The organism is Variovorax sp. V93 (assembly GCF_041154485.1).
Taxonomy (GTDB): Bacteria; Pseudomonadota; Gammaproteobacteria; order Burkholderiales; family Burkholderiaceae_C; genus Variovorax; species Variovorax beijingensis_A.
This window is the reverse complement of sequence record NZ_AP028669.1, coordinates 572,669-599,632: the sequence shown is the minus strand read 5'-3', so window position 1 is coordinate 599,632 and position 26,964 is coordinate 572,669. Positions and strand designations below refer to the sequence as shown.

Sequence of the window (26,964 nt, the reverse complement as noted above, 5' to 3'; positions counted from 1 at the left end):
TGTTCTTTTATCAAATGGCTGCTGCATCGCTTGACCTGCAGGGGCTGCTGGCCCGGCTCGATCCGACGGCGGACGTGGCGCAGCGCCACATCTGGCTGATCGACGTCTTCGACTGGCTGCGCGGCGACCGCGCCTCGCCGCAGGCTGCGGTGGGACGCGTGTCGCTGCTGCTCGACGCGGTCGAGGCGCGTCCCGAATTGCGCGAGCGCCTGCGCGCATGGTGGCGCGCCTTCACGCGGGCGGTCGACCTGACCGCGCTGCTCGCGGACTACGGCTTTGCGCCGCGCACCGCCTTCGTGAGCGAACTCACCGAACGGCTGCGCCGCAAGATCCTGCCCGGCACGCCCGAGACCACCGATGCCTCGGATCTTTTCCGCATGGTGCTGCCCGGCGCGTTCGATGCGGGCTGGATCGCGCTGCTGGACGACGCACAGCTCGCGCGCATCGGCAATCTGCTGGCCGACGCCGCGCTCGACGACATCGACGGCGCGCCGCGCTGGCGCCACACCGTGATGGACGCCGTCACCTACTGCAGCAGCCAGGTGGTGGCGGCCGGCTTCTCGCCCGAATTGCGGCTGCGCATGAGCGCCGCGAGCGAGAGCCGCGCCTTCCATGCGCTCATGTCCGACCTCGATGCGCTGCGCGATCAGATGTTCCGCGCCCCTCGCGACGAAGACGCGCTGCAGGCTGCGTTCGTGGCCTTCCGCGACCGGCTCGACGCCTGCCGTGCCAGCGCCTCCTCGGTCTACGCGCACCTGGAAGACAACGGCATCTCGGTCGGCCTGGTGTTCCGGCTGCGCCAGCTGCGCGAGCGGGTGCTGCGCATCCGCGAACTGCTCGATTGCCTGGTGTCGGCCACGCCCGCGCCCAGCGTGGCACGGCTGGTGGGCCGCCTGGTGCTGGCCGGCGGCGAACGCAACAGCATCCGCGCGCTGATCGCGTCGAACTCCTCAATGCTGGCGGCCAAGGTGACCGAGCGCAGCGCCGAAACCGGCGAGCACTACATCACGCGCGACCGCGCCAGCTACCTGCAGATGGTGCGCAAGGCGGCGGGCGGCGGCGCGCTCACCGCGCTGACGGTGCTGCTCAAGTTCGGCATCTATTCGCTCGCGCTGTCGGCCTTCTGGAGCGGGCTCTGGTCGGGCCTGATGTATGCCGCGAGCTTCGTCGCGATCCAGCTGCTGCAGCTGACGCTGGCCACCAAGCAGCCCGCGATGACGGCGCCCGCCATGGCGGCGCGGCTGCGCGACATCAAGACCGATGCCGCGGTGGCCGATTTCGTCGACGAAGTGGCCCACCTGGTGCGTTCGCAGGTGGCGGCCGTGCTGGGCAACGTGGGAGTGGTGGTGCCCGCGATGCTGGCGCTCGCCCTGCTGGTGCAGTTCGCGCTCGGCCGGCCGCTGCTGGACGCAGCGCACGCCGCGGCCACGCTGCAATCGCTCTCGCTGCTGGGCCCCACCGCGCTCTTCGCAGCCATGACCGGCGTGCTGCTGTTCGCGGCCAGCATCGTCGCGGGCTGGACAGAAAACGCCTTTGTCCTGCATCGCCTGGACTCCGCCATGCGTTACAACCCTCGCATCGGCGCTTTCCTGGGTGCCGCCCGCGCCCGCCGGTGGGCCACCTTCATGCGCACGAACATATCGGGCTTTGCCTCCAACATTTCGCTCGGGCTCATGCTCGGCCTGCTGCCCGCAATCGCGGGTTTCTTCGGGCTCGGGCTGGACGTGCGCCACGTGACACTGTCGGCCGGGCAGATCGCGGCCGCCGCGGCCTCCATGGGCACGGCGGTGCTCCAGCAGCCCGCGCTGTGGTGGGCGGTGGCGGCCATCCCGGTGATCGGCGCGCTCAATGTGAGCGTGAGTTTCTATTTCGCATTCAGGCTGGCGCTGCGTGCGCACAGCGTCAGCCTGGGTGACCGTGCACGCATCCGCAGCGCCATCCGGGCGCGCTGGCGCAGCCGGCCCATCAGCTTTTTTCTACCTGCATGAACCTGACGAATCTCATCAACGATCTGCTGGGCTTCTGGTCCGAGTGGCTGCGCCCTTCGGCGGGCCTGCCCACCGTGCTGTGGTCGCTGCTGCTGGCCGCGGCCGCGGCCTCCGGCCATCTGGTGCAGCGCTACCTGGGCCTGCCCAAGGTGGTGGGCTATTCGATGGTGGGCGCGGTGGCCGGCCTGGCCGGCTTCGAGGGCGCGATCTGGCCGCTGCGCGGCATCAGCCTGTTCCTGCTGGAGCTCGGCGCGGCCGTGGTGCTGTTCGAGGCCGGCGGCCGGCTGCCGCTGCGCTGGTTCCGCCACAACCCGATGGTGCTGGTGCAGAGCCTGCTCGAAGCCACGCTCACCTACTTCGGCGTGTTCTGGATGCTGCAGCTGCTGGGCCTGCCCGATCCGGTGGCCAACCCGATCGCGCTGATGGCCATCGTCGCCTCGCCCGCGGTGCTGAGCCGCGTGATCATCGACACCCGCGCCTCGGGCCCGGTAACCGAGCGCGCCATGACGTTGGCCACGCTCAACACCTTCTATGCGCTGGCGCTCGGCTATGCGCAGGCCGGCCTGATCGAGCGGGCGCCCCAGACGCTGCTGCAGAAGCTCTATCCGGTGGCGGTGGTGCTGGGCCTGTCGTTCGTGGTCGGCGGCATCCTCGCGCTGGCGCTGCGCACGGCGCTGCGCTTCATGAGCCCCACGAGCGAGAACACCTCGATCCTGCTGCTCGCGCTGATTGCGGCCGCCAGCGCGCTCACGGCCCACGTCGGCGGTTCGGCGCCGCTGGCCGCGCTGATCGGCGGGGTGCTGCTCAAGACGCTGAATCCCAAGCCCTGGGCCTGGCAGCGGCAGCTCGGCACGGCTTCGTCGCTGCTCACCATGCTGATGTTCGTGCTGGTGTCCATCGTGGCGGCGCAGGCCGACTGGACGCTGCCCGTGGCCAGCGTGGTGCTGGCGGTGATCGGCATCCGCCTGTTCGCCAAGATCGCCGGCGTGGCCATTGCCAATCCGGGCAGCGGCGCCAGCTGGAACCAGGCCTTCTGGGTCGGCTGCGCGATGTCGCCGCTGTCGTCGATCGCGCTGCTCATCGCCTCGAACTTCACCACCGCGTCGCCGCTGCTCGGCACCATGATCACGCAGGTGGCCCTGCCCTCGATTCTCCTGATGGAAGTGATGGGCGCCGTGCTTGCCACCGTGGCCATCCACGCGGTGGGCGAAAGCTCGGTGCCCTGGACGCCCCAGGCCTTCAGCACCACGGAGGACACGCAGCGATGACCGCGGCCATGGCTTTTCCCGACAGCGACGACTTCCGCTCGCCCGCCCTGCCCGCGGACCCCGCGAGCCGCGTGGTCAAGCTCGAACCCTTCAATCGCTCCGAAGCGCTGTCGCTCGGCGTGGAGCTCGAGCTGCAGCTCGTCAACACGCACGACTACGACCTGGCCCCCTATGCGGAAGACATGCTGCGGCTGATGGCGCAGACCCCGCTGCCCGGCAGCGTGGTGCCCGAGATGACCTCGAGCATGATCGAGATCTCGACCGACATCTGCCATTCGGCGCAGGACGTGATCACGCAGCTCTCGCCGATCCGCGAGGCGCTCATCAGGAACGCCGACAAGCTCAACATCGCGGTGGTGGGCGGCGGCACGCATGCCTTCCAGCAGTGGCACGAGCGGCGCATCTACGACAAGCCGCGCTTTCGCGAGCTGTCCGAGCTGTACGGCTACCTGAGCAAGCAGTTCACCATCTTCGGCCAGCACGTGCACATCGGCTGCCCCGATGCCGATGCGGCGCTGCTGATGCTGCACCGCATGTCGCGCTACATCCCGCACTTCATTGCGCTGTCGGCCTCGTCGCCGTTCGTGCAGGGGCAGGACACGCAGTTCGACTCGGCGCGCCTGAACTCGGTGTTCGCGTTCCCGCTCTCGGGCCGCGCACCCTTCACCTTGAGCTGGAAGGAGTTCGAAGCCTACTTCGAGCGCATGACCCGCACAGGCGTCGTGCGCAGCATGAAAGACTTTTATTGGGACATCCGGCCCAAGCCCGAGTTCGGCACCATCGAGATCCGCGTGTTCGACACGCCGCTCACCGTCGAGCGCGCGGCCGCGCTCGCGGGCTACGTGCAGTCGCTCGCCGCGTGGTTCCTGCAGGAGCAGCCCTTCGAGCCGACCGAGGACGACTACCTCGTCTACACCTACAACCGCTTCCAGGCCTGCCGCTTCGGGCTCGATGCGGTGTACGTGGACCCGGCCAGCGGCCAGCACATGCCGCTGCGCGACCACATCCTCATGACCATGACGCAGCTCGAATGGCACAGCGAGGCGCTCAACGCCACGCAGGCGCTCGGCGAACTGCGCACCAGCGTGGAAGCCAACCGCAACGATGCGCGCTGGCTGCGCGAGAAGCAGGGCAAGGAGCGCCTGCTGGCCGAGGTGGTGCGGCAGGCGGCGCTGCGCTTTCGCGGCGGGGCCTAGGCGGCCTCCTGCGAGAACTGCCTGCGATAGGCCGTGGGCGACACCTTGAACGCCGCCGCGAAGTGCTTTCGCAGCGACACCGCCGAGCCGAAGCCCACGTCGCCGGCCACGCGTTCGATCGGGCGGTCGGTGGTCTCCAGCAGCCGCTGCGCGAGCGCGAGGCGCTGGTTCTGCAGCCACTGGCCGACCGTGGTGCCGGTGGCCTCGCGAAAGCGCCGCGTGAAGGTGCGCCGGCTCATGAGCGCGCGCCGCGCGAGGCTGTCCAGTTCGTGCGGGCTCTGGAGGTGGCGGCCCAGCCATTCGAGCAGCGGCGCAAGCCGGTCGCCGTCGGCCGCGGCAGGCATCGGCTGGCGGATGTACTGGGCCTGCCCGCCCTGCCGGTGCGGCGCCACGACCATGCGCCGCGCAGCGCGGTTCGCCGCCTCGGCGCCATGGCGCACGCGCAGCAGGTGCAGGCAGCAGTCGATGCCCGCGGCCGTGCCGGCCGAGGTGAGCACGTCGCCATCGTCGACATACAGCACCTCGGGCTGCAGCCTGACCTTCGGATATTGCCTGGCAAAGGCTTCGGCCAGGTTCCAGTGCGTGGTGGCCGGCCGGCCGTCGAGCAGGCCCGCCTCGGCCAGCACGAAGGCGCCCAGGCACAGCCCGACCACGATGGCGCCGCGCCGATGCGCCGCCTGCAGCGCGCGGATCAGCGCCGGCGGTGCGGGCCGGCCGTCGTCGCACCAGGAGGGCACGATCACGATCTGCGCGCGCCGGATGGCTTCGAGCCCGTGCGGCACCACCAGCGTGAAGCCCGCATTGGTATGCAGCGGGCCCGGCTCGGTGCCGCACACCTGCAGTCGAAAACGCAGGTCGCCCGCCTCGGTGCGGTCCTCGCCGAAGACCATGCACGGCACGGACAGGTGAAAGGGACTGATGCCGTCGAAGGCGACGACGGCGATGGTTTCCGCGGTTTTTCTGGCCATGGCCCGATTTTATCGATGAATGGCTTTCGGGCCACTTTCTCCCAGGGGCTCCAGCGCGAACAATTGCGCCATCCCAACCACTTGCAATACGGAGCCACCACCATGAGCAACCATCCCGCACCGCGCCGAGCCCTTGTCGTGATCGACGTGCAGAACGAATACTTCGAAGGCGGCGGACTGCCCATCGAGTACCCGCCGGTCGAAAGCTCGCTGCCGAAGATCGCGCAGGCCATGGACGCTGCCCGCGCGGCCGGCACGCCGGTGGTCGTGGTGCAGCACCACGCACCCAAGGGCGCGCCGGTGTTCCAGGCCGACACGCACAACGGGCAGCTGCATCCTGAAATTGCCAGGCGGCCGCGCGACCACCTCGTGACCAAGGCCTTCCCGAGCGTCTTCACCGGCACCGACTTCGCCGACTGGATCGCGCGCCACCAGATCGACACGCTCAGCGTGGTGGGCTACATGACCCACAACTGCGATGCGTCCACCGTGTTCGAGGCCATGCACCGCGGGCTCAACGTGGAGTTCCTGTCGGACGCGAGCGGCGCGCTGCCCTATGAGAATGCGGCCGGCCGCGTGAGCGCCGAAGAGATCCACCGCGTCTTCAGCGTCGTGTTCCACAGCAACTTCGCGGCCGTGACGACGACCGAGGCCTGGATCGCGGCGCTGCAGGCCGGCCAGCCGATCGAGAAGGACAACGTGGTGATGTCGAACCGGCGCGCGCGGGGCTGAGCGTTCCAGCGCTTATGCTCACCCCATGGGTGAATTCGACCTGATCACACGCTACTTCCAGCGCCCCGCCACACGCTCCCCGCTCGGCGTGGGCGACGACTGCGCCTTGCTCGCACCCGCGCCCGGCATGCAGCTTGCCGTGTCCTGCGACATGCTGGTCGAGGGCCGGCACTTTCTCTCGACCGTCGATCCCTCGCGGCTCGGCCACAAGGCGCTGGCGGTGAACCTCAGCGACCTGGCGGCCTGCGGCGCGAAGCCGCTGGCCTTCACGCTCGCGCTCGCGCTGCCCGGTGTCGACGAGCCCTGGCTCGAAGCTTTTTCGCGCGGCCTGTTCGCACTGGCCGACGAACACGGCTGCGAGCTGGTGGGCGGCGACACCACGCGCGGCCCGCTCAACATCTGCATCACCGTGTTCGGCGAAGTGCCGGCCGGCGCGGCGCTGCTGCGCTCGGGCGCGCACGCGGGCGACGACATCTGGGTCAGCGGCACGCTCGGCGATGCACGGCTCGCGCTCGAGGCGTTCCGCGGCACGATCGCACTGCCTGCGGAGGTGTTCGCGCAGGCGCGCATGCGCATGGAGCAGCCCACGCCGCGCGTGGCGCTGGGCCAGGCGCTGCGCGGCAGGGCTTCCGCGGCGGTGGACGTGAGCGATGGGCTCGTGGGCGACCTGGGCCACATCCTCGCGTCGAGCAAGGTCGGCGCCACACTCGATGCCGATGCGGCCACGGGCGTGATCGCCGCGGCCGCGTCATCCGGCCTCGGCACCGAGATGCTGCGCACCTGCGCGCTTTCGGGCGGCGACGACTACGAGCTGGTCTTCACCGCCCCGCCCACGGCGCGCGCCGCGGTCGAACAGGCCGGCCGGGAAAGCGCCACGCGCGTGACGCGCATCGGCCGCATCGACGCCGAAGCCGGCCTGCGCATCGTGGATGCGGGCGGCACGCCGGTATCGCAGCGCTTCGACTCCTTCGACCACTTCGTCTGATCAGGACCCTCGGACCATCGCCTGCATCTTGGCCTGCGCGGCGTTGATGTCCTTCGAGTGAGCATTGAGCTCCTGCAGCATCTTGTTGAGCTGCGCCTGCACGGCCGGATCGCTCACGCTGACCGACGATCCCGAGACCTGGATCTTCGACTTGTTCTGCTCGAGGTAGTTGCCCACCGCAAGCGCGCCGTCGAACACCTTGTCGAGCGCCGGGAACACTTCCTTGAAAGTGGCGGCCGGCGCCGACACGGTTTTTTCGTAGGCCTTGTCGTAGACCTGCTTCAGGTCGTCGGGCTGCTTGAGCTTCGCATGCGCGGCATCGGCCTTGGCCAGCTCCTGGTCGAGCGCGGTGCGCAGGCCGCCCAGGCCGTCCTTGGCGGCCTTGAGGTCGTCGCGGCGCGACCCCAGGTCGGCAATCGAGCGCAGCGCGCCCTTGGCCATGACCTGGCCCATCGGCTGGCTGACCGACTTGTTCATGCCCTCGTTGAAGTCGGCAATCACCGCGTAGTGCTGCGCATAGTCGCCGAAGGAGGCCTTCTCCTCGGCATTGGGCGTGGGCACGCGCAGGCCGGGCTTGTCGAGCACCCGGGCCTGCAGGAAGGCGATGAAGGCGGTGCGTTGCTCGGCCTCCTTGTTGCCGCAGGCCGCGAGCAGCAAGCTGAACGCGAGGCACAGCCACAACGCGTTGAAACGGACCACGGCTCTTTTCATGATGGATGGGCTCTCTCGCTTGAATGGGTCGCCAAGCATACGATGCCCCATGCCGCGGGCGAATACGCCGGACGGCATGCAGGAAGGCCTAGAGCGATTGCCTGGGCACGCCGGCCAGGCTGCGCGCGGCAACGAAGCGGGCCACCAGCCATGCCGCCAGCGCAGGCGCGAACGCGAAGCTCGCGAACAGCCAGGCCGCAGCGGAGCGCGCACCCGCCGCGCCGCCGGGCTCGCTGAGGCCGGCCGCGTTGGCCACCAGCCCGGCCACTGCCGCACCCACGGCCATGCCGTAGAGCTGTACGGTGGTGATCGAGGCCGAGGCCAGCCCTTCCTGCCCGGCCGGCGCCAGCGACATCAGGCGCGTGACCAGGTGCGGCCATCCGATGCCCACGCCCAGCCCCACGGCTGCCAGCGCAATGGCGGCCAGCAGCATCTCGAGCCCCGGCGCGAAGCGTCCGGGCGCCGGCAGCAGCAGCGCGAGCGCGGCAAGCCCCAGCGTGCAGGCCACCGGCCCGGCGCGCAGCATGCGGTCGGCGCCCGCGCCGCTGCGCCCCGACGACAGCAGCGAACCCACGCTCCAGCCGCCGGCCATCGCGGCCGTGAGATAGCCGGCCGACAAAGGCGAATGGCCATGCAGCAGCTGCAGGAAGTACGGCACGAAGATCTCGGTGGTGGTGCCGATCAGCAGCAGCACCACGCTCGCATAGATGGCGCCCATCGGCGTGCGCAGCGCGTAGGCGCCGGCGGGCAGCAGCCGTACTGCGGCACGCCGGTCGATCCGCGTGGCGGCCACGCCGAGCCCCAGACCCAGCGCCACGCCGGCGGCCTGCCAGGCGATGGCCGACAGGAATTCGCTGGCGGCGATCACCAGCACCGAGGCCGCCAGCAAACCGATCTGCGGCGCCGCGATGCGCGGCATGGCCGCCGGCCGCTCGTGCCGCACGCCGGCCGCGGGCCGCAGCTGCACCGCCACCAGCAGCCCCTGTACCGCAGCCAGCGGCAGCAGCGACCAGAAGGCCCAGCGCCAATGCCCCGCCTGCGCAAACAGGCCGCCGACCGCCGGCCCGCAGAGCGTGGCCACGCCCCACATGCCCGACACCAGCGCCACCGCGCGGGGCCACAGCCGCGGCGCGAACACCCGCTGGATCAGCGCATAGCTCAGGGCCGCGAGCAGTCCGCCGCCCAGCCCCTGCACCGTGCGGCCCGCGAGCAGCCAGGGCATGGTCGGCGCGAGCGCGCAGGCCATCGAGCCCGCGCCGAACACCGCCAGCGCCGCCAGGCAGGCACCGCGCGGGCCCAGCCGCGCGAGCAGCCGCACCGACAGCGTGGCGCCGAGGATCGACCCGACCACGAACAGCGTGGTGCTCCAGGCATACCAGTCGAGCCCGCCGATCTCGCTCACCACCGACGGCAGCACGGTCGTCACGATGTGCACGTTGACCGCGTGCAGCGCAACGCCGCCCGTGAGCGCCAGCGCACGCCAGCCGTTGCGTCCGCTGAACAGTTCGCTCCAGTCGGCGGCGGGCGAAGCGGGGTGGAGCGAAGCAGGGGCGTTGGATGAGGCAGCAGGCATAGGGCGCGGTCCGTGGCGGACGACAGGTGGCAAGGCAAGGCCTGGATACTAGGCCCGCTCTCTGAATTAAACAAGCTATTGCTTTGATAAATAGAGGGTCTTGGACAGCCCCTCGAATGCGCGACACTCTGGCCTGATGCAAGCTGCTTCTTCCTACGCAGGCCCCATGCCGCAAGCCACGCCCCGCCGTCCCTCGATCGCTTTCCTTTTGTCCCACCCGGCGCATTTCATCGCCATGGGCTTCGGCTCCGGCCTGCCGCGCGTGGCGCCCGGCACTGTCGGCACCCTGTGGGCCTGGGCCGCCTTTGCCGTGATGCAGCTGTGGCTCTCGCCCGCCGCCATCGGCTGGATCATCCTGGCCTCGCTGCCCGTCGGCTGGTGGGCCTGCAGCGTCACCGCGCGCGACATGGGCGTGGCCGACCCGGGCAGCATCGTGTGGGACGAGGTGATCGCGTTCTGGATCGTGCTGTGGCTCGTCACACCGGCCGGCCTCTTCGCGCAGGCCATCGCGTTCGGCCTGTTCCGCTTCTTCGATGCCGCCAAGCCGGGGCCGGTGGCCTGGGCCGATGCGCTGTTCAAGCAGCGCGACGCGACCGAGGTGCGCTGGTGGCGCGCCGGCTTCGGCATCATCCTCGACGACCTCGTGGCGGCGTTCTGCACGCTCTTGGTCATCGCGCTCTGGCGCGCATGGTGAACTGATGGAACCTTCGACCCCGGCGAATTTTCTTGCCGACCAGGACACGCCCGCGCTCGTCGCGGCCCTGGCCGAACTGCTGCTGAAGAAGGGCTGGATGCTGGCCACGGCCGAAAGCTGCACCGGCGGACTCATCGCCGGCGCATGCACCGAGCTCGCGGGCTCCAGCGCATGGTTCGAGCGCGGCTTCGTCAGCTACTCGAACGCGGCCAAGACCGAACTGCTGGGCGTCGATGCCGCGCTGATCGACGCCCACGGCGCGGTCAGCGAGCCCGTGGCGCGCGCCATGGCCGAAGGGGCCATCGCGCATTCGGCGGCCCGTGCGGCGGTGGCCGTGACCGGCGTGGCCGGCCCCACCGGCGGCAGTCCCGAGAAGCCGGTCGGCACCGTGTGGTTCGGCTGGTCGGTCGACGGGCAGGTCCGCACCGAGCGCCGCCGCTTCGACGGCGATCGCGCCGCAGTGCGCGCGGCCACGGTGCACTACGCTCTGCAGACGCTGGTGGGCCTGCTCGGCCCGTACGCCGGCACAACAACAAAGGCCCCATGACATGACAGCAGCAGCCAATGCCCAGACCATCGAGCGCCTCTACGAGGCTTTCTCCAGGCTCGACGCCCCCGCCATGGCCGCCTGCTATGCCAGCGATGCGGCGTTCGACGACGAGGCCTTCTCGCTGCGCGGCCGGCAACAGGTGGGCGGCATGTGGCGCATGCTCTGCAATGCCACCAAGGCCAAGGGGGCCGACGTCTGGCGGCTGACCTGGCGCGACGTGCACGCCGACGACACCAGCGGCCAGGCCCACTGGGACGCGCACTACCGCTTCAGCGCCACCGGCCGGCTGGTCGACAACAGCGTCGACGCGCGCTTCGGCTTCACGCCCGACGGGCTGATCGCCACGCACCGCGACAGCTTTGCCTTCTGGACCTGGTCGCGCCAGGCGCTCGGCGCGCCGGGCCTGCTGCTCGGCTGGACGCCGATGCTGCGCAACAAGGTGCGCGCCACCGCGGCCGCCAATCTCGCCACTTATCTCGCACGCCAACCATGAGCAACAGCAACCTCGTCATCACCAACAACGAAGCCCAGCACCGCTACGAAGCCGCACTCGAGGGCCAGCTCGCGGCCTACGCCGAATACAACCTGCTGACCGACGCCATCATGTTCACCCACACCGAGGTGCTGCCCGAGCACGAGGGCAAGGGCGTGGGCTCGGGCATCGCACGGCATGTGCTCGACGAGGCGCGCGCCAGGGGGCTGCACGTGATTCCGGTGTGCCAATTCATCGCGGGCTATATCCGCAAGCACCGCGAGTACGCCGACCTGGTGCGGCCGGACATCCAGCGCGCCTTCAAGATCTGAGGGCCTGCGCCTTCGGCGCGGGCAGCCACGCGAAGGCCGCGATGCCCAGCACCAGCAGCGCGGCGATGGTGGCCAGCACGGCCGTGAGCGGATCGCCGCCATGCGCCGCGGCCACCGAGGCTGCCACGCCGGTGCCCCATTGCATGAGCGCGACGCCAAGGAACATCGCCATCGTGAACACCGCCATCGCGCGGCCCGTGAGCGTGGCCGGATAGGCCACGCGCACGTCGGCGTACTGCCAGACGATGAAGCCCGAGAGCACGCCGATCAGCACCATGCCACCGATGTCCAGCCAGGCCGAGTGCGTGAAGGCGATGAGCGCGAACAGCGCCGCATAGCCGAGCGCGCACGCCACGATCCGGCGGCGGCGCGCGGCGCCGTCGCGGTCGAAGCGGCCGAACAGCGGCGCACCGAACAGCGAGATCACCGACACCGCGATCGCGACGTTGCCGCTCTGCACCAGCGAATAGCCGTGGCGCTCCATCATGAGCGGCCCGAGCCAGAGCCCGCGCAGCGAGATGAAGGCGGCATAGGTCACGGCCCCGAGCACGACGATGCCGAGCGTGTGCGGCATTGCGAGCAGCGCGCCGAACTGGCGGATGGCCTCGGGAATGGACTCGTTCGCCTGCGGCACGGCCGAGGCGGGCTCGCGCACCCAGCGCCAGATCGCGAGCCACGCCAGTGCCGAGGCCACGGCCAGCACCAGGAAGCCCGCGCGCCACGAATAGGCCTGCACCAGCCACGCGAGCGGCGTGCCGGTGGCCAGCATGCCGAGGCCGCCGATGGCCAGCACCAGGCCGGAGACGGTGGCGAAGCGCGCGGCCGGAAAGTGCCGCGCGATGAACACGGTGCACACCAGGAAGGCCGGCGCGCAGCCGACGCCGATCAGCGCCTGCCCCGCCACCAGCACCGCGTAGCTCGGCGCGAACGCCGACAGCAGCGCGCCCGCGATGGCGACCGGAAACGCCACCAGCACCGTGCGCCGCACGCCATGCAGGTCGATGCCGATGCCCATGAAGAGCTGCATCGCGCCAAAGGCGAAATGAAAGGCGCCCGAGAAAATGCCCAGCGCCTGGGCCGACAGCCTGAAGTCGGCCTGCAGCGGGCTCGCCATGATGGCACCCACGGTACGGAAGGCCTGGCTCAGCGCCACCCCGGCGCACAGCGCCAGCACCATGACCCACGCCGCGCGTGGCGTCAGCCGTGCGCTGGCAGGGCCGCTATCAGGCACCGTGGCACTTCTTGTATTTCTTGCCGCTGCCGCAGGGGCAGGGATCGTTGCGGCCGGGCGTGGCTTCCTTGCGCACGGTCTCGACCTTCGGGCCCAGGCTCTTCCAGAGCTGGCGCAGGTCGTACACGGCCCAGATGGCGGCGCCGAAATCGTCCAGCCGCTGCTGGCTCACGCTCGGCGGGCCGTCGTCGCTGAACATCGAGAGCGTGGGCTTGGCCTTGTCGTCCTCGGTCAGCGCCACGATGTTGTCGAGCGCGTCGTCGAGCATCTGGGCGGCTTCCTTGTCGCGCGGCGTCGCCCAGTCCTCGGGCCAGTTCTCGACCGCGTACATGAAGCCCAGCGCCCAGACCTGCGCGAACGAGGGAATCTCCTCGCCCGCCACCTCGGCGCGCTCTTCCTCGGGCAGCGAGGCGATGGCGCCGCGGGTGTCGAGCACCTCGGGCTGCCAGCTGCGCTCGTCGTCGAGCGACTGCACGTCGGCGTCCAGCCCCTCTTCGATCTCGCGCCAGCGGCGCTTCCAGTTCCAGACGAACTCCATGTGCTGGGCCGGCACGAAGCCCTCGCCCAGCAGCACCGGCCAGTATTCGGCGGGCTCGATGGGCCGGCGGGTGCAGATCAGCGCGGCCATGAAGCCTTCGCAGAACTCCCACTGGGGGATTTCCTCATCGTGCTCGCGCATGGCGTCGAGCGCCTGGTCGAGAGCATCGAAATCGTCGGGGCCGAGGGGGGCGGAAGCGGCCGCTGCGGCCTGGGGGGTGTCGTGGTTGTTGGTCATGGCAAGTTCGGGGCAGCCCTCTATGATGCAGCAGGCCTCCGGTCGACACTATTTTCTATGCCCACGATTATTCCGTTTCCGACGCGCTACAGCGCCTTCGCCCTGTGCGTGGTCGGCCTGGCGGCCTGCATCGCCCTGGTGCTGGTGTCGCCCCACCTGTGGCTGGCCTGGGTGGGCGTGGCCGTCTTCGCGGTGCTTTCGGGCACCGGCGTGCACGACCTGCGGCAGGCGCGCCACGCCATCCTGCGCAACTACCCCGTCATCGGCCACCTGCGCTTCCTGCTCGAATTCATCCGGCCGGAAATGCGGCAGTACTTCATCGAGAGCGATTCCGAAGCGGCCCCGTTCTCGCGCGCGCAGCGCTCGCTGGTGTATCAGCGCGCCAAGGGCGAGCCCGACAACCGGCCCTTCGGCACGCAGCTCGACGTGACCATCGCGGGCTACGAGTGGATCAACCACTCGATGCAGCCCACGAAGCTCGAGAACCACGATTTCCGCATCGTGATCGGCGGCACGCCGCATACCGCCGACGCAAACCCGCCGCCATCGGGCGCGGCCGGGGCGTCGTCCCACCATCCCTGCACGCAGCCGTACAGCGCGAGCGTGTTCAACATCTCGGCCATGAGCTTCGGCGCGCTGTCGGCCAATGCGATCCTCGCGCTCAACCAGGGCGCCAGGCTCGGCGGCTTTGCGCACGACACCGGCGAAGGCTCGATCTCGCAGCACCACCGCGTGCATGGCGGCGACCTGATCTGGGAAATCGGCTCGGGCTACTTCGGCTGCCGCAACGAGGATGGCACGTTCAACGCCGAGCGCTTCAGCGCCAACGCGCGCGACCCGCAGGTCAAGATGATCGAGATCAAGCTGAGCCAGGGCGCCAAGCCCGGGCACGGCGGCGTGCTGCCCGCGCCCAAGGTCACGCCCGAGATCGCGGCCGCGCGCGGCGTGCCGATCGGCATCGACTGCGTCTCGCCCTCATCGCACAGCGCGTTCACCACGCCCATCGAGATGATGCATTTCATCGCCAGGCTGCGCGAGCTTTCGGGCGGCAAGCCGACCGGCTTCAAGTTCTGCCTCGGCCACCCGTGGGAGTGGTTCGCGATCGTCAAGGCCATGCAGGCCACCGGCATCACGCCCGACTTCATCGTGGTCGACGGCGCCGAGGGCGGCACGGGTGCGGCGCCGGTCGAGTTCAGCGACCACGTGGGCGCGCCGCTGCAGGAGGGCCTGCTGCTGGTGCACAACACGCTGATCGGCGTGAACCTGCGCCACCGCATCAAGCTGGGCTGCGCGGGCAAGGTGATCACGGCCTTCGACGTGGCGCGCATGATGGCGCTGGGTGCCGACTGGTGCAACGCGGCGCGCGGTTTCATGATGGCCCTGGGCTGCATCCAGGCGCAAAGCTGCCACACCGGCCACTGCCCCACGGGCGTGACCACGCAGGACCCGGTGCGCCAGCAAGCGCTGGTGGTGCCGACCAAGGCCGAGCGCGTGCGCAACTTCCATCGCAGCACGCTGCATGCGCTGCAGGAGCTGGTACAGGCCGCCGGCCTCGACCATCCGCAGCAGATCACGGCGCACCACATCGTGCGGCGCATCTCCGACACCGAGGTGCGCCTGTTGAGCAACCTGGTGATGCAGGTGCAGCCGGGTGCGCTGCTCGGCCCGCTCGACAAGCAGCACAACGTGTTCCGCACCTACTGGCCGCTGGCCAGCGCCGAGAGCTTCCAGCCCCTGACACAGGGGCCGCACGGCCTGGTGTCGAACCTTCCGCTGGCCGCATGAACCCCTTGCGACGCGGTGGTTCTTCGGCGCGGCTGCACAGCGCCAAGGGCGCGGCCTCCGCGCCCGCGCCGCTGGACGCGCAGCCCATCGTGCCGGCGCCCGGCGACTATGCCGAGTTCCTGCGACTCATGCTGCCGAAGCAGCAGAAGAACGTGGCCAGCCACCGCCTGGGCAGCGAGCGCGTGTGGCTCAAGAAGGCCGGCCCGCGCCACGGCAAGTGGGGCTACCGCGTGATGGCGGCGGTCGCGCGCATGGCGCGGCTGGACATCATCAAGCCGGTGCCCAACCCGGGCGGCGAAGCCGCCATCGCCACCGAGGCGCGGCGCCTGCGGCAGCTCGCGGCCGCGGGCCTGCGCGTGCCGGCGGTGCTGGCGCAGCAGCCCGACGGCCTGCTGATTTCCGACCTCGGCGAAAGCGGCCGCAGCACTGTCGTGCTGCAGGAGCGGCTCGACCAGGCCGCCGCGGCCGGACCGGCCGCGCTGCTCGCGGTCTGGCGCGAAGGGCTGGCCGCGATCGCCAGGGTGCATGTGCGCGGCCAGCACCTGAGCCAGGCCTTCGACCGCAACCTGGTGCAGTGCCCCGACGGCGTGATCGGCTACATCGACTTCGAGGACGATCCTTCCGAAGTCATGACCCTGGCCGAATGCCAGGCACGCGACTGGCTCAGCTACCTGCACTCCACGGCCATGATGCTGGAGGCCGCCGCGCCCGAAGCCGCCGGCCAGCACTGGCACGCCGCGCTGGCCGAGGTGGACGCGCAAGTGCGCGAGCGCATCGCCGAGGCGGCACGGCGCATGAAATGGGCGCAGAAGCTGCCCGCGAGCCGCCGCTGGGGCCGCGACACGCAGCGGGTGCGGGCGGTGGCGCGGCTGCTGGGGCGCTGGCACCTGGCGCCGGCCGCTGCGCTCCGGAACTAGCAGCGGTCGTCAGAGGCGTTGTTGGCGGCTGAGCTGCTTCTGCCGCCATTTGCGGAATGCACGGTCGCCGAGCCAGCCTCCAACTACGACACAAAGAGCCTGTATCGCAAGCGCAATGACGAAGGCTCGCGACAAATCGCTCTCGCTCTGGGCCCTGTTCATTTCGTACCACTGCCCAATGGGAACGAGCACGACTTTCGCAGCAAGAAAACTGAGCGCAAGTGCGCCGACCAAAATGAAGAGCAGTCGAATAAGTATCTTCATGGGACACGACCTATCGGCAGTCGCCACATGGGCTACTGGCGATCCGGCCGCTTCTGCAGCCATTTTCGAAATGCCCAGTCGCCGAGCCAGCCGCCCACTATCAATGCGAGGAATTGAACGGCGAGCGCAACCATGTACGCCTGGCCCAAGTCACCGTCGTTCCTTGCAAATTTGAGCTCATACCAATGACCCACAGGGCCAATGAGCTTGTAGAAAACAAGGCCGAGCGCAATCGCTCCGGCCAAAATACAAAGCGGTTGAACAAGTGTTTTCACTGGACTGGCCAAAACCATATGGCGCATTTCGATAATGCCCGTCCCCAAGAGATGCACCACGGGCTATTGACGATCAAGTTGCTTCTGTCGCCATTTGCGAAATGCCCAATCGCCTAGCCAACCGCCCACAACAGCGAAAATCGCTTGCACAGCAAGAGCGAGAACGAAAGCGTCGGATATATCGTCGAAGCTTTGGGCTTTGTTCATTTCGTACCATTGCCCAATGGGAACGAGTACGACTTTCGCAACAAGAAAACTGAGCACCAGCGCTCCGACCAAAATGCAGAGTAGTCGAATGAGGATTTTCATAGGACCGGCCAAAACCATATGGCTTGCGCATGACGCATGTCAGTGAGGACCCCTTCCCAAGAGATGCGCCACTGAATGAGAAACCACGACGACAGTTTAGTCAGCCGCGCCCCATTCCATAGGTCGATATGGTCGCCTTGCCGCCCCTCACCCCAGTAGTTCTGGATGAACACGATGCCCGTGCGGTTGGCGATTTTCTCGAAACCTTCTTTCCCTGTGTATTTTTCGGTCCGGGACATCAAGCCGGCCTTGCCGGAATCCAGCCAGTTCGCCAATTCCTGCGCCCTGATCGGGTACTTCGGCCTGTCCTTCTGCCAGGAGAAGACGCCGTGGAAGCTGTCGAGGCTCAGGTTGGATCGAATGAATGCTGCGCCCACATTGATGGCGCATTGATCCGTGTAAACGCCCTTGTCCAGCAGGGCGCCGTCGCCCTTGATATTGGGATGATTCGCCCAGAGCGTCGCGAATGAGGGTTGCATGATTTCCAGTCGAAGCAAGAACTGAAGGGTGGCGCAAGGGCCGCAAAGGCAAGGACTGCGATACCCGTTCGCCGCACCATCCTCGCCTTGCCGGAAAGCTAACACCGCCCCTGGCAGGCGTCGATGAGAAGGAAGTAGTCAAGCCGCTGGATTTCGCGCTTCTCGGCGCGCAGCGGCAACGGGCCGAGACTGTGGGTGCAGTCAGGCCCCGAGCGCCGCCTGCACCACCACGCCGCGCAGCGCCAGCCGCTTCTTCATCGACAGCACCGCGCGGTCCTTGCTGAGCAGCAGCGCGCGGTGCGCCACCGCAAGGTCGATGAAGACCTGGTCGTCGGGGTCGCTGCAGACGCAGGGTGCGCGCGATGGAATGCCTTCGACCATGCGCACCCGCGCATCGAAGTCCGCCAGCACGGCGGGCACTTGCAGGCCGCGCTGCGCCATGCGCCGGGCAATCAGTGGGTAGCCGAGCACGCGCTCGAGTTCGGCGCGCATCGCGGCCGTTGCGAGCCAGCGCAGTTCGCCCGCGGCCAGCAGGGCGATAAGCGGCAGCCAGGCGGGGTCTTCGAAGACCAGCAGGTCGAGCGCGATGTTGGTGTCGATGACGACGAGGCCGGATTCCGGAACGGTCATGGTGGCGTGCACCCGCAGGCGCGCGAAGCTACTTCCTGGCGGAACCCGCGACCATGTCGAAGCGGAACAGCCGGCACTCGATGGGGCCGTTCCACATCGGCACGCGGCGCGATTCCTTCAGCCGCATCTGCCTGGGCAGCTTCAGGTCGGGCGTGAGCACCCAGGCGGTCCAGCCGGCGTAGTTCTTCTTCCAGTGGGTGGCGAGCTGCGGAAAGAACTCGCCGCCGCCGCCGCGTTCACCGCCAGCGTCGCCCGAAGTCTGCGCGGCTTCGCGGGCGCCGAAGCGCGCCACGCCGCCGACCTCGATGCGCTCGCCGTACGGCGGGTTGAGCATGATCACCCCGCCCTCGGCCGGCGGCATGCGCTGCAGCGCGTCGCCGCCGCGGAACTCGATGGCATCGGCGACACCGGCGCGCTCCGCATTGCGCTCGGCAAAGTCGACCATGCGGTGCGAGACGTCGGAGCCGAAGATGGCGACATCGCGCGGCACCGCCGACGATGCGGCGTCCTTCTTGATCGCGTCCCAGACATGGGCCTGGAACGGCAGCAGCTTCTCGAAGCCGAAACGCCTGAGCGACCCGGCCGCAATGCCGCGCGCGATCTGCGCCGCCTCGATGGCGATGGTGCCGCTGCCGCAGCAGGGGTCGTACAGCGGCTCGGCGGCCACGGCGCCGGTTTCGGGGTTCCACCAGCCGCTGGCGGCCAGCATCGCGGCGGCCAGGGTTTCCTTCAGCGGCGCATCGCCCTTGTCCTGGCGCCAGCCGCGCTTGAAGAGCGGCTCGCCGGAGGTGTCGATGTAGAGCGTGCAGTGTTCGGTGGTCAGGTGGGCGAACACGCGGCAGTCGGGCCACTGGGTCTCGATGCTCGGGCGCACGCCGCCGGCCTTGGCGCGGAAGCGGTCGGCGATGGCGTCCTTGATGCGCAGGGTGGCGAAGTTCAGGCTCTGCAGCGGGCTGTGCTGCGCCGTGGTCTCGATCTTGAAGGTCTGCCTGGGCGTGAACCAGATCTCCCAGGCCACGCCGCTCGCGATGGCGTAGAGGTCGTTCTCGCTGCGGTAGGGCGCGTGCGCCAGTTCGACCAGCACGCGCTGCGCGAGCCGGCTGTGCAGGTTGAGCTTGAGCGCGTCGCGCCATTCGGCGCGCACCCGCACGCCGCCGCGCAGCGTGAGCAGGTCCTGGCCGACGCGGCCGGTGAGCGCATGGACTTCCTGCGCGAGGAATTCCTCGACGCCGGCGGCGCAGGGCAAAAAGAGAGAGAGATCGTTCACAGGAGGTTCGCCATCATTCGGCCGCAGGGGAACGCCATTGTCGCCGCGCCGGGCCGCTTCTCCACACAGGGGATCGGACAAGCAATTCCACCACCGCGTCCATGGTCGCTCCGGCCGATCGGGCCGCGGCGCCTCCGCCGCTTCCGATATATGCTCCGCGCACAGGCCGCCGGTCCTGCTTCCGATGTCCATCGACACACCTTCCCACCCCGCCGCCATGGCCGATGCACCCGCCGATCCACGCCTGCGCGAACTGCGCTACGGCCCCGTCGCGATCGCGCTGCACTGGCTGCTGGCGGCCATGATCGTCGGCTCGCTCGGCGTCGGCCTCTACATGACCGGCCTGCCGCTGTCGCCGGCGCGCATCAAGCTCTACAACTGGCACAAATGGGCCGGCGTGACGATCCTGCTGCTGTCGGCCGTGCGCCTGCTGTGGCGGCTGCGCCATCCGCCGCCGCCGCTGCCGGCCGCTGCGGCGGCGGCCATGCCGCGCTGGCAGCGCAGCGGCCACCGCGCGAGCCACGCGCTGATGTACCTGCTGTTCCTGGCGGTTCCGCTGTTCGGCTGGGCCTACAGTTCGGCGCTCGGCTTTCCGGTCGTGTGGTTCGGCCTGCTGCCGCTGCCCGACTTCGTGCCGGTCGACAAGGAATGGGCCGAGGCCGTGCTCAAGCCGCTGCACAAGGGCAGCGCCTTCACCCTCGCCGCGGTGGCGCTGCTGCATGTGGCGGCGGTGCTCAAGCACCACTGGATCGACCGCGACGGCATCTTGAAACGCATGTGGCCCGCGCCACGCAAGGAATCCGCCAGATGAAGCGCACCGCCCGCCCCTTGCTCGCAGCCCTGGCGTTCGCCACTCTTGCGCCCGCGCTCGCCGAGCCGGCCGCGGCCACCCGGCTGGTGCCGGACAAGAGCCAGATCGCCTTCGTGAGCAAGCAGATGGGGGTGCCCGTGGAGGGCGCGTTCAAGAAGTTCGATGCCCAGGTGGCTTTCGATCCGCGCAAGCCCGAAGGCGGCAGCGTCGCATTGCAGATCGACACCGGCAGCGCATCGCTCGGCGTGCCCATGAGCGATGCCGAACTGCCCAAGGCGCCGTGGTTCGACACGGCGCATTTTCCGCAGGCCAGCTTCCAGTCGAGCGCGATCAAGGCGCTGGGCGACGGCCGCTTCGAGATGGCGGGCAAGCTCACCATCAAGAACATCTCGCGCCAGGTCACGGTGCCGGTGAGCATTGCGCCGGCCAACGGCCACGCGGTGGCCAGCGGAAGCTTTACGATCCAGCGGCTCGACTACAAGGTGGGCGACGGCGAGTGGACCGACACCTCGGTGGTCGCCAACGAGGTGCTGGTTCGCTTCAAGTTCACGCTCGCGGGCTTCGGTCCGCTTTGAATTTTTCCTGTTTCGTTCCCACGCCACGCACGCCCATTGCCATGAAGAAGCTCCTCCTCGCTGCCGCGCTGTCTGCCGCGGCGGCCCTTGCCACCCCTGCCCTGGCACAGGACTACACCGCGCCGGCCGTGGCCGCCAAGCCCGCGGGCGGCCCGGTGAAGAACGCCAGCTACGTGATCGACCCCACGCACACCTTCGTGATGTACGAGATGGGGCATTACGGCACCACCACCAACCGCGGCCGCTTCAGCACCAAGGACGGCTCGGTGCAGATCGACGGCACCGGCAGCAGCGGCAAGGTCGACATCACGATGGACATCGGCTCCATCAACACCGGCGTCGACCTGCTCAACCGCCACGTGCAGAGCAAGGATTTCTTCAACGTGGCCGAATTCCCGACCGGCCGCTTCGTGGCGGACCGCATCGAGTTCAATGGCGACAAGGTGGTCGACGTGCCGGGCACGCTCACGCTGATGGGGCAGACCAGGCCGGTCACGCTCAGGGCCGTGCGCTTCAACTGCTACCTGAATCCGCTCATCAACCGCCAGGTCTGCGGCGGCGACTTCGAGACGACGGTGCAGCGCAGCGACTGGGGCATCACCTGGGGCCTGAACTTCGGCTTCGAGAACAAGGTGAAGCTGCTGGTGCAGGTCGAAGCCGTCAACGTGCAGCAATAGAAGACCATGAGCGGCATCACGGTTGCACTGCTGGGCATCGCGGGCGCGATGGTCGTGGGGGCCATGAGCCCCGGCCCGAGCTTCGTCATGGTCGCGCGCACCGCCGTCTCGTCGTCGCGCGGCGACGGCCTGGCCGCGGCGCTGGGCATGGGCGCGGGCGGCGTCGTGTTCGCCATTGCGGCGCTGGTCGGGCTGCAGGCGGCGTTCCTCGCGGTTCCCGCGCTGTACCTCGCGGTGAAGCTGCTCGGGGGCGCCTACCTCGTGGTTCTGGGCATCCGCATCTGGCGCGGTGCGAGCCAGCCGCTGCCGGTTTCGCAGGAAGAGCGCTCGCCCGGAAGCCGGGGCGATGCGCGGCGTGCGTTTCTTCTGGGCATGGGCACGCAGATCAGCAATCCGAAGACCGCCGTGGTCTACGCCAGCATCTTTGCCGCCTTCCTGCCGCGCGAAGTGCCGCTGGCGCTGGCGCTCGCGGTGCCGGCGGTGATCTTCTGCATCGAGACCGGCTGGTACGCGGTCGTCGCGCTGGCGCTCTCGTCGGCAGCGCCGCGCTCGGCCTACCTGCGCTACAAGGCCTGGATCGACCGCGCGGCCGGCGGCGTGATGGTGCTGCTGGGCCTCAAGCTGCTGTCGGGCGTGCGCAGCGGCTGAGCCGCCCGGGCTACAGCAGGCTCTCGGGCGTCAGCGGCGCCAGCATCTCGAGCATGGTGCGGCCCCAGAAATCGGAGTCGGGTTCCTCGTTCAGCACGGTGGTCCGGCCGGCTTCTTCCTCCTCGCTGATCCACTCGATGCGCGAATTGCCGCTGTCCTTCGCAAAGCGCAGCCGGTAGGCGCCCTGCTGCTTCAGCACCTCGATGAGCTTGAGCGTCTGCTGCGCCATCTCGGGGCTGCGGATGAACAGGCCGATCTCGGTGTTGTGCGTCTCGGAGCGCGGGTCGAAGTTCATCGAGCCGACAAAAAGAATCTGCCGGTCGATCACCGCCGACTTGGCATGCAGCCGCCCCACCGAAGTACCGAACAGGCCGAGCCGCACGCTGCGCCGCGTGCGCGTGGTGCTCAGTTCGTAGAGCTCGGCGCCGAGCTCGAGCATCTCGGGCCGGTAGCGGCGGTAGGCGGTGTGGACCAGCGGCTCGTCGGTGGCGGCGAAGGAATTGGTGACGATGCTGATCTTGACGTTGCGCCGGCGGATCTCGCGCATCACTTCGAGCCCCGCCTTGCCTGGAATCAGGTAGGGCGAGACGATGGTCACCTCGGAGCGCGCGCGGCGCATTTGCTCGACCACGTTGTAGCGCACGCTGTCGACATCGAGCAGCGGCACGCCGCCGTACGAGGCGGTCTTGCCGATCACGCGTTCGGGCGAATCGGCGTAGGCCTCGGCAAGGGTCCAGATCAGGTCGAGCTTGCCGGCAGCCAGGTCTTCGGCGATCGGGCTGTAGCCGAGCAGGTCGTTGGGCGCGGGCCTGGGCGGCGGCGGCGTGGTGTCGGGGCCGGTGGCGGCCTCGAAGCGCTTCTGCAGCTCGCCCTGCGGAAGTTCGCTGGCCACCACCGACTGGACCGGCCGCACATAGACGCTGTTCCAGTACTGGTCGAACAGCGCACCCAGCCGCGGGACCAGCGCACCAGCCACGAAGGTGTCGAGATCGAGGAAATTCTCGCCCGCCGTGCGCCTGAAATACTGGTTGCCGATGTTGCGCCCGCCCGCCACCGCCATCGCGCCATCGGCGATGAAGAGCTTGTTATGCATGCGCCGGTTGACGCGGCTGAAATCGAACAGCGAAGCGGTGAAGCGCCTGAGCAGGCTGCCGCGCCCGGCCGGAAAGGGGTTGAACAGGCGCAGCTCGACGTTGGGCGTGGCGGCCAGGCCGAGCAGCAGCTCGTCCTCGCCCGAGGTGTAGAGATCGTCCATCAGGAGCCGCACGCGCACGCCGCGCCGGGCCGCATCGCGCAGCGTGCGCAGCAGGTAGCGGCCGGTCTCGTCGTTCTCGATCTGGTAGTACTGCACGTCGAGCGTGCGCTGGGCGCGCCGCGCGAGCTGGATGCGGGTGTCGAAGGCGAAGTCGCCGCCCGGCATCAGGCGAAAGCCGCTCAGGTCGGGGTCGGGCTGCGAGGCCAGCGCGATCTTGCCGAGCGCGGTGTCGGCCGAGGCGGCCATGGCCTTGGTGGGCGGACGCGGTGCCTCGTCGGGCAGGGTGGCGCAGCCGGCGAACAGCAGCGCCGCCGCCATGGCGAAGACCCATTGCCCACAGCGCGACAGCAGGCGGCGGGCCATCGGCGGCTTTCTACAGGGCCTTGCGAAGGTTGGCGGGCGCGATGCGCAAGGCCTCGCGGTACTTGGCCACGGTGCGGCGTGCGCACTCGATGCCCTGCTCCTTGAGCATCTCGGAGATCTGGCTGTCGGACAGCGGTTTCTTGATGCTCTCGGAGCTCACGAACTGCTTGATCAGCGCGCGCACGGCGGTGCTCGACGCATTGCCGCCGGTCTCGGTGCCGAGCGCCGAGCCGAAGAAGTACTTGAGCTCGACCGTGCCGAAAGGCGTGGCCATGTACTTGGCCGTGGTCACGCGCGAGATGGTCGATTCGTGCAGGCCGAGTTCGTCGGCGATCTCGCGCAGCACCAAGGGCCGCATTGCGAGCTCGCCGTGCACGAAGAAGCTCTTCTGCCGCTCGACGATGGCGTTGCTCACGCGCAGGATGGTGTCGAAGCGCTGCTGGATGTTCTTGATGAACCAGCGCGCCTCCTGCAGCCGCTGCGACAGCGCCTGGCTGCCCTCGCCCTTGTGCGACTTGAGCGCGCCGGCATAGATGTCGTGCACGCGCAGCCGCGGCATCACCTCGGGGTTGAGCATGACGCGGAACTTGGCGTTGGTGCCGCGGCCGATCTTGGTGACGATCACGTCGGGAATCACGATGTTGCGCTCGACGTCGACGAAGCGGCGGCCCGGCTTGGGCTCCAGGCGCGAGATGATCTGCAGCGCCGAGCGCACCACCTCTTCGTTGGTGCGCGTGAGCGTGGCCAGGCGCTTGAAATCGCGCCGCGCGAGCAGCTCCATCGGCTGCTTGCAGATCGCGATGGCGGTCTTGCGCACCAGGGCCTGCTCTTCGGTCTCGCTTTCGCTGGCCAGCGCGCGCAGCTGGATGCACAGGCATTCGCCCAGATCGCGCGCGCCGACGCCGGCCGGCTCCAGGCTTTGCAGCAGGCCGAGCGCCACCTGGAAGTGGTGCACCAGTTCGTCGAACTGGTCGTTGTCGTCGCCCGCGAGGCCCGAGGCCAGCGCCGGCAGGGAGTCTTCGAGGTAGCCGTCGTCGTTGAGCGATTCGATCAGGAAGCGCAGCGCGGCGCTGTCGTTCTCGTTGAGCCGCAGGCTCAGCGCCTGCCGGTGCAGGAAGGACTGCAGCGACTCCTGGCTGCGCGCGAGCTCGGTGGCGTCGGCGCGTTCGTCGTCGCCCAGGTTGTTCTGGCGCGCGGGGGCGTCGCTGCCCCATTCGCTGTCGTCGGGCGCCATGTCGACGGTGCCGTCGCCTTCCCAGTCGGGCTCGCGCTCGGTGGCGTCGGCGGCGGGTACGTCGGCCTCGGCTGCCGAGGAGGTTTCGCTCGAAGTGGTGGTTGCGCTGCTGGCCGGGGCCGAGGCGAATTCGCCCTCGGCGGCTTCACCGGCTTCGTCGCGCGGCACCGGCGTGTCGATGGCGTCGAGCCCGAACTCCTCGCGCGCCGCTTCTTCCGCGGTGCGTTCGAGGAACGGGTTCTCGTCCAGCATCTGCTCCACCTCCTGGCTCAGTTCGAGCGTGGACAGCTGCAGCAGCCGGATCGACTGCTGCAGCTGGGGCGTGAGCGCCAGGTGCTGCGAAACGCGAAGGGACAGCCCTTGCTTCATGGAGACCGACTCCTCCCTTACATCCGGAAGTGCTCGCCGAGGTACACCCTGCGTACTTCGGCGTTGTCGACGATCTCCGAGGGTGTGCCTTGTGCCAGCACATGCCCGTCGCTGATGATGAACGCGTGATCGCAGATGCCCAGCGTCTCACGCACGTTGTGGTCGGTGATGAGCACGCCGATGCCGCGCTCCTTCAGGAAGCTGATGATCCGCTGGATCTCGATCACCGCGATCGGGTCGATGCCGGCGAAGGGCTCGTCCAGCAGGATGAAGCGCGGCTGCGTGGCCAGCGCGCGGGCGATCTCGACCCGGCGGCGTTCGCCGCCCGAGAGCGCGAGCGCGGGCGAATCGCGAAGATGGTCCACCCGCAGGTCGGCCAGCAGCCCCGAGAGCCGCTCCTCGATGCGCTGCTTCGTCAAAGGCGCGGGCTTGCCGCTGGCGTCGGGTTCGCGCTGGAGTTCGAGCACGGCGCGCACGTTTTCCTCGACCGTGAGCTTGCGGAAGATGGAGGCTTCCTGCGGCAGGTAGCTCAGGCCCATGCGGGCGCGCCGGTGGATCGGCATGTGGGCGATGGGCTCGCCGTCGATGGTGATGTCGCCCGCGTCGGCCCGCACCAGGCCCACGATCATGTAGAACGACGTGGTCTTGCCCGCGCCGTTGGGGCCGAGCAGCCCGACGACCTCGCCCTTTTGCACGTCGAGCGAGACGTCCCGCACGACCTTGCGGCTGCCGTAGCTTTTCTGCAGTCCGCGCACCACCAGGCGGCTGCCCGGCGTGCCGTCGGCGTTCTGGGTTCCAGCGGTTTCGATCACTTGCGCCCTTCCCCTTCGCCGCCCAGCGTGGTGGTCGAGCGCAGGCCGGCGCCGGGCGCCGGCTGGGGGGCTGCTGCCGCGGGCGCGGCCCGTCCGCCGGCGGGCGCCGAAGCTCCCGGGGCCGGCGCGGTGGCGCTCTTGGGCGTGAGGATGGTCTTCACCCGTCCGCCCGCCGGCGCGTTCACCGCGGTGTTCGGCGGCACGGTGGAGCCATTGACGGTGTAGGTGTCGTTGCTCTGGTCGTAGACGATCAGCGCACCCTGGCTCTCGTCGTTCGGCGTGGCGCCGAGCAGGCGGCGCATGACGGCATTGCGGATGAACTTGACGTTGTCGGCGCGGCTGTCGTACTCGATGACCTCGGATTCGCCCTCGATCCACTCGTCGGGCGCATTGCGCTTCTGCTTGTAGTAGGCCCGCTTGCCGGGCGCCGCCGTGACCACGCCGTACTGGTAGCCCTCGGCATCCTGGCGTACGTCGATGCGCGCGCCGCGGATGATGATCGTGCCCTTGGTGACCAGCACGTTGCCCGTGAACACGCTCGTCTGCTTGAGGTCGTCGTAGCGCATCGCATCGGATTCGATGTTCATCGGCTTGCTGCGGTCGGCGGTCTCGGCCAGCGCGCCCGAGGCCAGGCCGGCCAGCAGCAGCGCACCGATAGCCGCGCGAGCGAGACGGGCCAGGCGGCCGGTGCTGCGAAGAAGAGGGGTGGTGTGGGAGTAGGAGTGCAATGTCATAGAGGCACGAAACTTGCTCTGCATTGTATGCGGCGGATGGCGCCAAGCCTTCAACCGCAAATGAAAAAGCCCGCCAAATGCGGGC

30 protein-coding genes are annotated in these 26,964 nt (G+C 68.9%); 15 read left to right on the top strand and 15 right to left on the bottom strand.

All coding sequences use genetic code 11. From position 1 onward, the window contains the following. Positions 1-14 precede the first annotated feature (14 nt). From ACAM54_RS02710 to ACAM54_RS02700, 3 genes are read left to right on the top strand one after another with little or no spacing between them, the layout of a single operon-like run. A complete protein-coding gene (locus ACAM54_RS02710) occupies positions 15-1,988 on the top strand; it encodes a site-specific recombinase (protein ID WP_369649756.1) in 1,974 nt (657 codons plus the stop codon). Beyond that, a complete protein-coding gene (locus ACAM54_RS02705; RefSeq protein WP_124958569.1) occupies positions 1,985-3,256 on the top strand; it encodes a cation:proton antiporter in 1,272 nt (423 codons plus the stop codon). The genes ACAM54_RS02710 and ACAM54_RS02705 overlap by 4 nt, the downstream gene beginning before the upstream one ends. Next, a complete protein-coding gene (locus tag ACAM54_RS02700) occupies positions 3,253-4,452 on the top strand; it encodes a YbdK family carboxylate-amine ligase (protein ID WP_145742499.1) in 1,200 nt (399 codons plus the stop codon). The genes ACAM54_RS02705 and ACAM54_RS02700 overlap by 4 nt, the downstream gene beginning before the upstream one ends. On the opposite strand, the gene ACAM54_RS02695 is transcribed toward ACAM54_RS02700, so the two are convergent. Further along, on the bottom strand, positions 4,449-5,420 hold the full coding sequence (locus ACAM54_RS02695) for a helix-turn-helix domain-containing protein (RefSeq protein WP_209537105.1): 972 nt from the start codon (positions 5,418-5,420) through the stop codon (positions 4,449-4,451). The two genes, ACAM54_RS02700 and ACAM54_RS02695, sit on opposite strands and share 4 nt — an antisense overlap. A 102-nt stretch (positions 5,421-5,522) precedes the next feature. Between ACAM54_RS02695 and ACAM54_RS02690 the strand changes: the two genes are divergently transcribed. Then, positions 5,523-6,152 (top strand): isochorismatase family protein, encoded by a 630-nt coding sequence (locus ACAM54_RS02690; RefSeq protein ID WP_369649755.1) that lies wholly within the window; start codon positions 5,523-5,525, stop codon positions 6,150-6,152. A 25-nt stretch (positions 6,153-6,177) separates the two neighbouring features. After that, on the top strand, positions 6,178-7,137 hold the full coding sequence (thiL, locus tag ACAM54_RS02685; protein ID WP_369649754.1) for a thiamine-phosphate kinase: 960 nt from the start codon (positions 6,178-6,180) through the stop codon (positions 7,135-7,137). On the opposite strand, the gene ACAM54_RS02680 is transcribed toward thiL, so the two are convergent. Both ACAM54_RS02680 and ACAM54_RS02675 read right to left on the bottom strand, forming a co-directional pair. Next, positions 7,138-7,848 (bottom strand): DUF3053 domain-containing protein, encoded by a 711-nt coding sequence (locus ACAM54_RS02680; RefSeq protein WP_369649753.1) that lies wholly within the window; start codon positions 7,846-7,848, stop codon positions 7,138-7,140. It abuts the gene before it with no gap. 88 nt (positions 7,849-7,936) lie between these two features. Then, the gene (locus ACAM54_RS02675) at positions 7,937-9,421 is read right to left on the bottom strand and encodes an MFS transporter (RefSeq protein ID WP_369649752.1); all 1,485 of its coding nucleotides are present in this window, start codon (positions 9,419-9,421) and stop codon (positions 7,937-7,939) included. Between the two features lie 136 nt (positions 9,422-9,557). On the opposite strand from ACAM54_RS02675, the gene ACAM54_RS02670 reads away from it, so the two are divergent. From ACAM54_RS02670 to ACAM54_RS02655, 4 genes are read left to right on the top strand one after another with little or no spacing between them, the layout of a single operon-like run. Next, positions 9,558-10,115, top strand: coding sequence for a phosphatidylglycerophosphatase A (locus ACAM54_RS02670; protein WP_369649751.1), 558 nt, complete (start codon positions 9,558-9,560; stop codon positions 10,113-10,115). Between the two features lie 4 nt (positions 10,116-10,119). Beyond that, on the top strand, positions 10,120-10,662 hold the full coding sequence (locus tag ACAM54_RS02665; protein WP_369649750.1) for a CinA family protein: 543 nt from the start codon (positions 10,120-10,122) through the stop codon (positions 10,660-10,662). A gap of 1 nt (position 10,663) precedes the next feature. Next, a complete protein-coding gene (locus ACAM54_RS02660; RefSeq protein WP_145742516.1) occupies positions 10,664-11,158 on the top strand; it encodes a nuclear transport factor 2 family protein in 495 nt (164 codons plus the stop codon). After that, positions 11,155-11,469, top strand: a complete 315-nt coding sequence (locus ACAM54_RS02655) for a GNAT family N-acetyltransferase (RefSeq protein ID WP_145742518.1) — start codon at positions 11,155-11,157, stop codon at positions 11,467-11,469. The genes ACAM54_RS02660 and ACAM54_RS02655 overlap by 4 nt, the downstream gene beginning before the upstream one ends. Here the strand turns inward: ACAM54_RS02655 and ACAM54_RS02650 are convergent. Then, complete coding sequence (locus tag ACAM54_RS02650; protein ID WP_369650937.1) at positions 11,459-12,646, bottom strand: nitrate/nitrite transporter; 1,188 nt, start codon at positions 12,644-12,646, stop codon at positions 11,459-11,461. The two genes, ACAM54_RS02655 and ACAM54_RS02650, sit on opposite strands and share 11 nt — an antisense overlap. Positions 12,647-12,692: 46 nt before the next feature. Beyond that, complete coding sequence (locus ACAM54_RS02645; protein WP_369649749.1) at positions 12,693-13,475, bottom strand: UPF0149 family protein; 783 nt, start codon at positions 13,473-13,475, stop codon at positions 12,693-12,695. Positions 13,476-13,532: 57 nt separating this feature from the next. Between ACAM54_RS02645 and ACAM54_RS02640 the strand changes: the two genes are divergently transcribed. After that, positions 13,533-15,260: an FMN-binding glutamate synthase family protein gene (locus ACAM54_RS02640; RefSeq protein WP_369649748.1), complete on the top strand. Its 1,728-nt coding sequence runs from the start codon at positions 13,533-13,535 to the stop codon at positions 15,258-15,260. After that, entirely contained in the window at positions 15,257-16,177 is a 921-nt protein-coding gene (locus tag ACAM54_RS02635; protein WP_369649747.1) for a hypothetical protein, read from the top strand. Before ACAM54_RS02640 ends, ACAM54_RS02635 begins: the two co-directional genes overlap by 4 nt. A gap of 9 nt (positions 16,178-16,186) precedes the next feature. On the opposite strand, the gene ACAM54_RS02630 is transcribed toward ACAM54_RS02635, so the two are convergent. The 6 genes from ACAM54_RS02630 to ACAM54_RS02605 all read right to left on the bottom strand — a co-directional run bounded on the left by ACAM54_RS02630 (position 16,187) and on the right by ACAM54_RS02605 (position 19,401). Further along, positions 16,187-16,441 (bottom strand): hypothetical protein, encoded by a 255-nt coding sequence (locus ACAM54_RS02630; RefSeq protein ID WP_369649746.1) that lies wholly within the window; start codon positions 16,439-16,441, stop codon positions 16,187-16,189. A 32-nt stretch (positions 16,442-16,473) separates the two neighbouring features. Beyond that, positions 16,474-16,776: a hypothetical protein gene (locus tag ACAM54_RS02625; RefSeq protein ID WP_369649745.1), complete on the bottom strand. Its 303-nt coding sequence runs from the start codon at positions 16,774-16,776 to the stop codon at positions 16,474-16,476. Between the two features lie 3 nt (positions 16,777-16,779). Next, positions 16,780-17,025, bottom strand: coding sequence for a hypothetical protein (locus ACAM54_RS02620; protein WP_369649744.1), 246 nt, complete (start codon positions 17,023-17,025; stop codon positions 16,780-16,782). Next, positions 17,022-17,504, bottom strand: a complete 483-nt coding sequence (locus ACAM54_RS02615; RefSeq protein WP_369649743.1) for a type VI secretion system amidase effector protein Tae4 — start codon at positions 17,502-17,504, stop codon at positions 17,022-17,024. The genes ACAM54_RS02620 and ACAM54_RS02615 overlap by 4 nt, the downstream gene beginning before the upstream one ends. Positions 17,505-17,705: 201 nt before the next feature. Next, on the bottom strand, positions 17,706-18,134 hold the full coding sequence (locus ACAM54_RS02610; RefSeq protein WP_369649742.1) for a putative toxin-antitoxin system toxin component, PIN family: 429 nt from the start codon (positions 18,132-18,134) through the stop codon (positions 17,706-17,708). Positions 18,135-18,162: 28 nt separating this feature from the next. After that, on the bottom strand, positions 18,163-19,401 hold the full coding sequence (locus ACAM54_RS02605; RefSeq protein WP_369649741.1) for a class I SAM-dependent RNA methyltransferase: 1,239 nt from the start codon (positions 19,399-19,401) through the stop codon (positions 18,163-18,165). 184 nt (positions 19,402-19,585) lie between these two features. On the opposite strand from ACAM54_RS02605, the gene ACAM54_RS02600 reads away from it, so the two are divergent. Genes ACAM54_RS02600 through ACAM54_RS02585 form a run of 4 tightly spaced genes read left to right on the top strand, consistent with a single transcriptional unit; the run spans position 19,586 to position 22,112 of the window. Further along, complete coding sequence (locus ACAM54_RS02600; RefSeq protein WP_209503117.1) at positions 19,586-20,212, top strand: cytochrome b; 627 nt, start codon at positions 19,586-19,588, stop codon at positions 20,210-20,212. After that, positions 20,209-20,787 (top strand): YceI family protein, encoded by a 579-nt coding sequence (locus tag ACAM54_RS02595; protein WP_369649740.1) that lies wholly within the window; start codon positions 20,209-20,211, stop codon positions 20,785-20,787. Before ACAM54_RS02600 ends, ACAM54_RS02595 begins: the two co-directional genes overlap by 4 nt. A 41-nt stretch (positions 20,788-20,828) precedes the next feature. Next, positions 20,829-21,464, top strand: coding sequence for a YceI family protein (locus ACAM54_RS02590; RefSeq protein WP_145742535.1), 636 nt, complete (start codon positions 20,829-20,831; stop codon positions 21,462-21,464). 6 nt (positions 21,465-21,470) lie between these two features. Beyond that, positions 21,471-22,112 (top strand): LysE family translocator, encoded by a 642-nt coding sequence (locus tag ACAM54_RS02585; RefSeq protein ID WP_369649739.1) that lies wholly within the window; start codon positions 21,471-21,473, stop codon positions 22,110-22,112. 10 nt (positions 22,113-22,122) lie between these two features. Here the strand turns inward: ACAM54_RS02585 and ACAM54_RS02580 are convergent, their stop codons facing one another. From ACAM54_RS02580 to lptA, 4 genes are read right to left on the bottom strand one after another with little or no spacing between them, the layout of a single operon-like run. Further along, on the bottom strand, positions 22,123-23,730 hold the full coding sequence (locus ACAM54_RS02580) for a phospholipase D family protein (RefSeq protein ID WP_369649738.1): 1,608 nt from the start codon (positions 23,728-23,730) through the stop codon (positions 22,123-22,125). Between the two features lie 10 nt (positions 23,731-23,740). Further along, complete coding sequence (locus ACAM54_RS02575) at positions 23,741-25,333, bottom strand: RNA polymerase factor sigma-54 (protein WP_145742540.1); 1,593 nt, start codon at positions 25,331-25,333, stop codon at positions 23,741-23,743. A 17-nt stretch (positions 25,334-25,350) separates the two neighbouring features. After that, entirely contained in the window at positions 25,351-26,145 is a 795-nt protein-coding gene (gene lptB, locus ACAM54_RS02570; RefSeq protein WP_145742542.1) for an LPS export ABC transporter ATP-binding protein, read from the bottom strand. Then, entirely contained in the window at positions 26,142-26,879 is a 738-nt protein-coding gene (gene lptA, locus ACAM54_RS02565; protein ID WP_369649737.1) for a lipopolysaccharide transport periplasmic protein LptA, read from the bottom strand. Before lptA ends, lptB begins: the two co-directional genes overlap by 4 nt. Between the last annotated feature and the right edge of the window lie 85 nt (positions 26,880-26,964).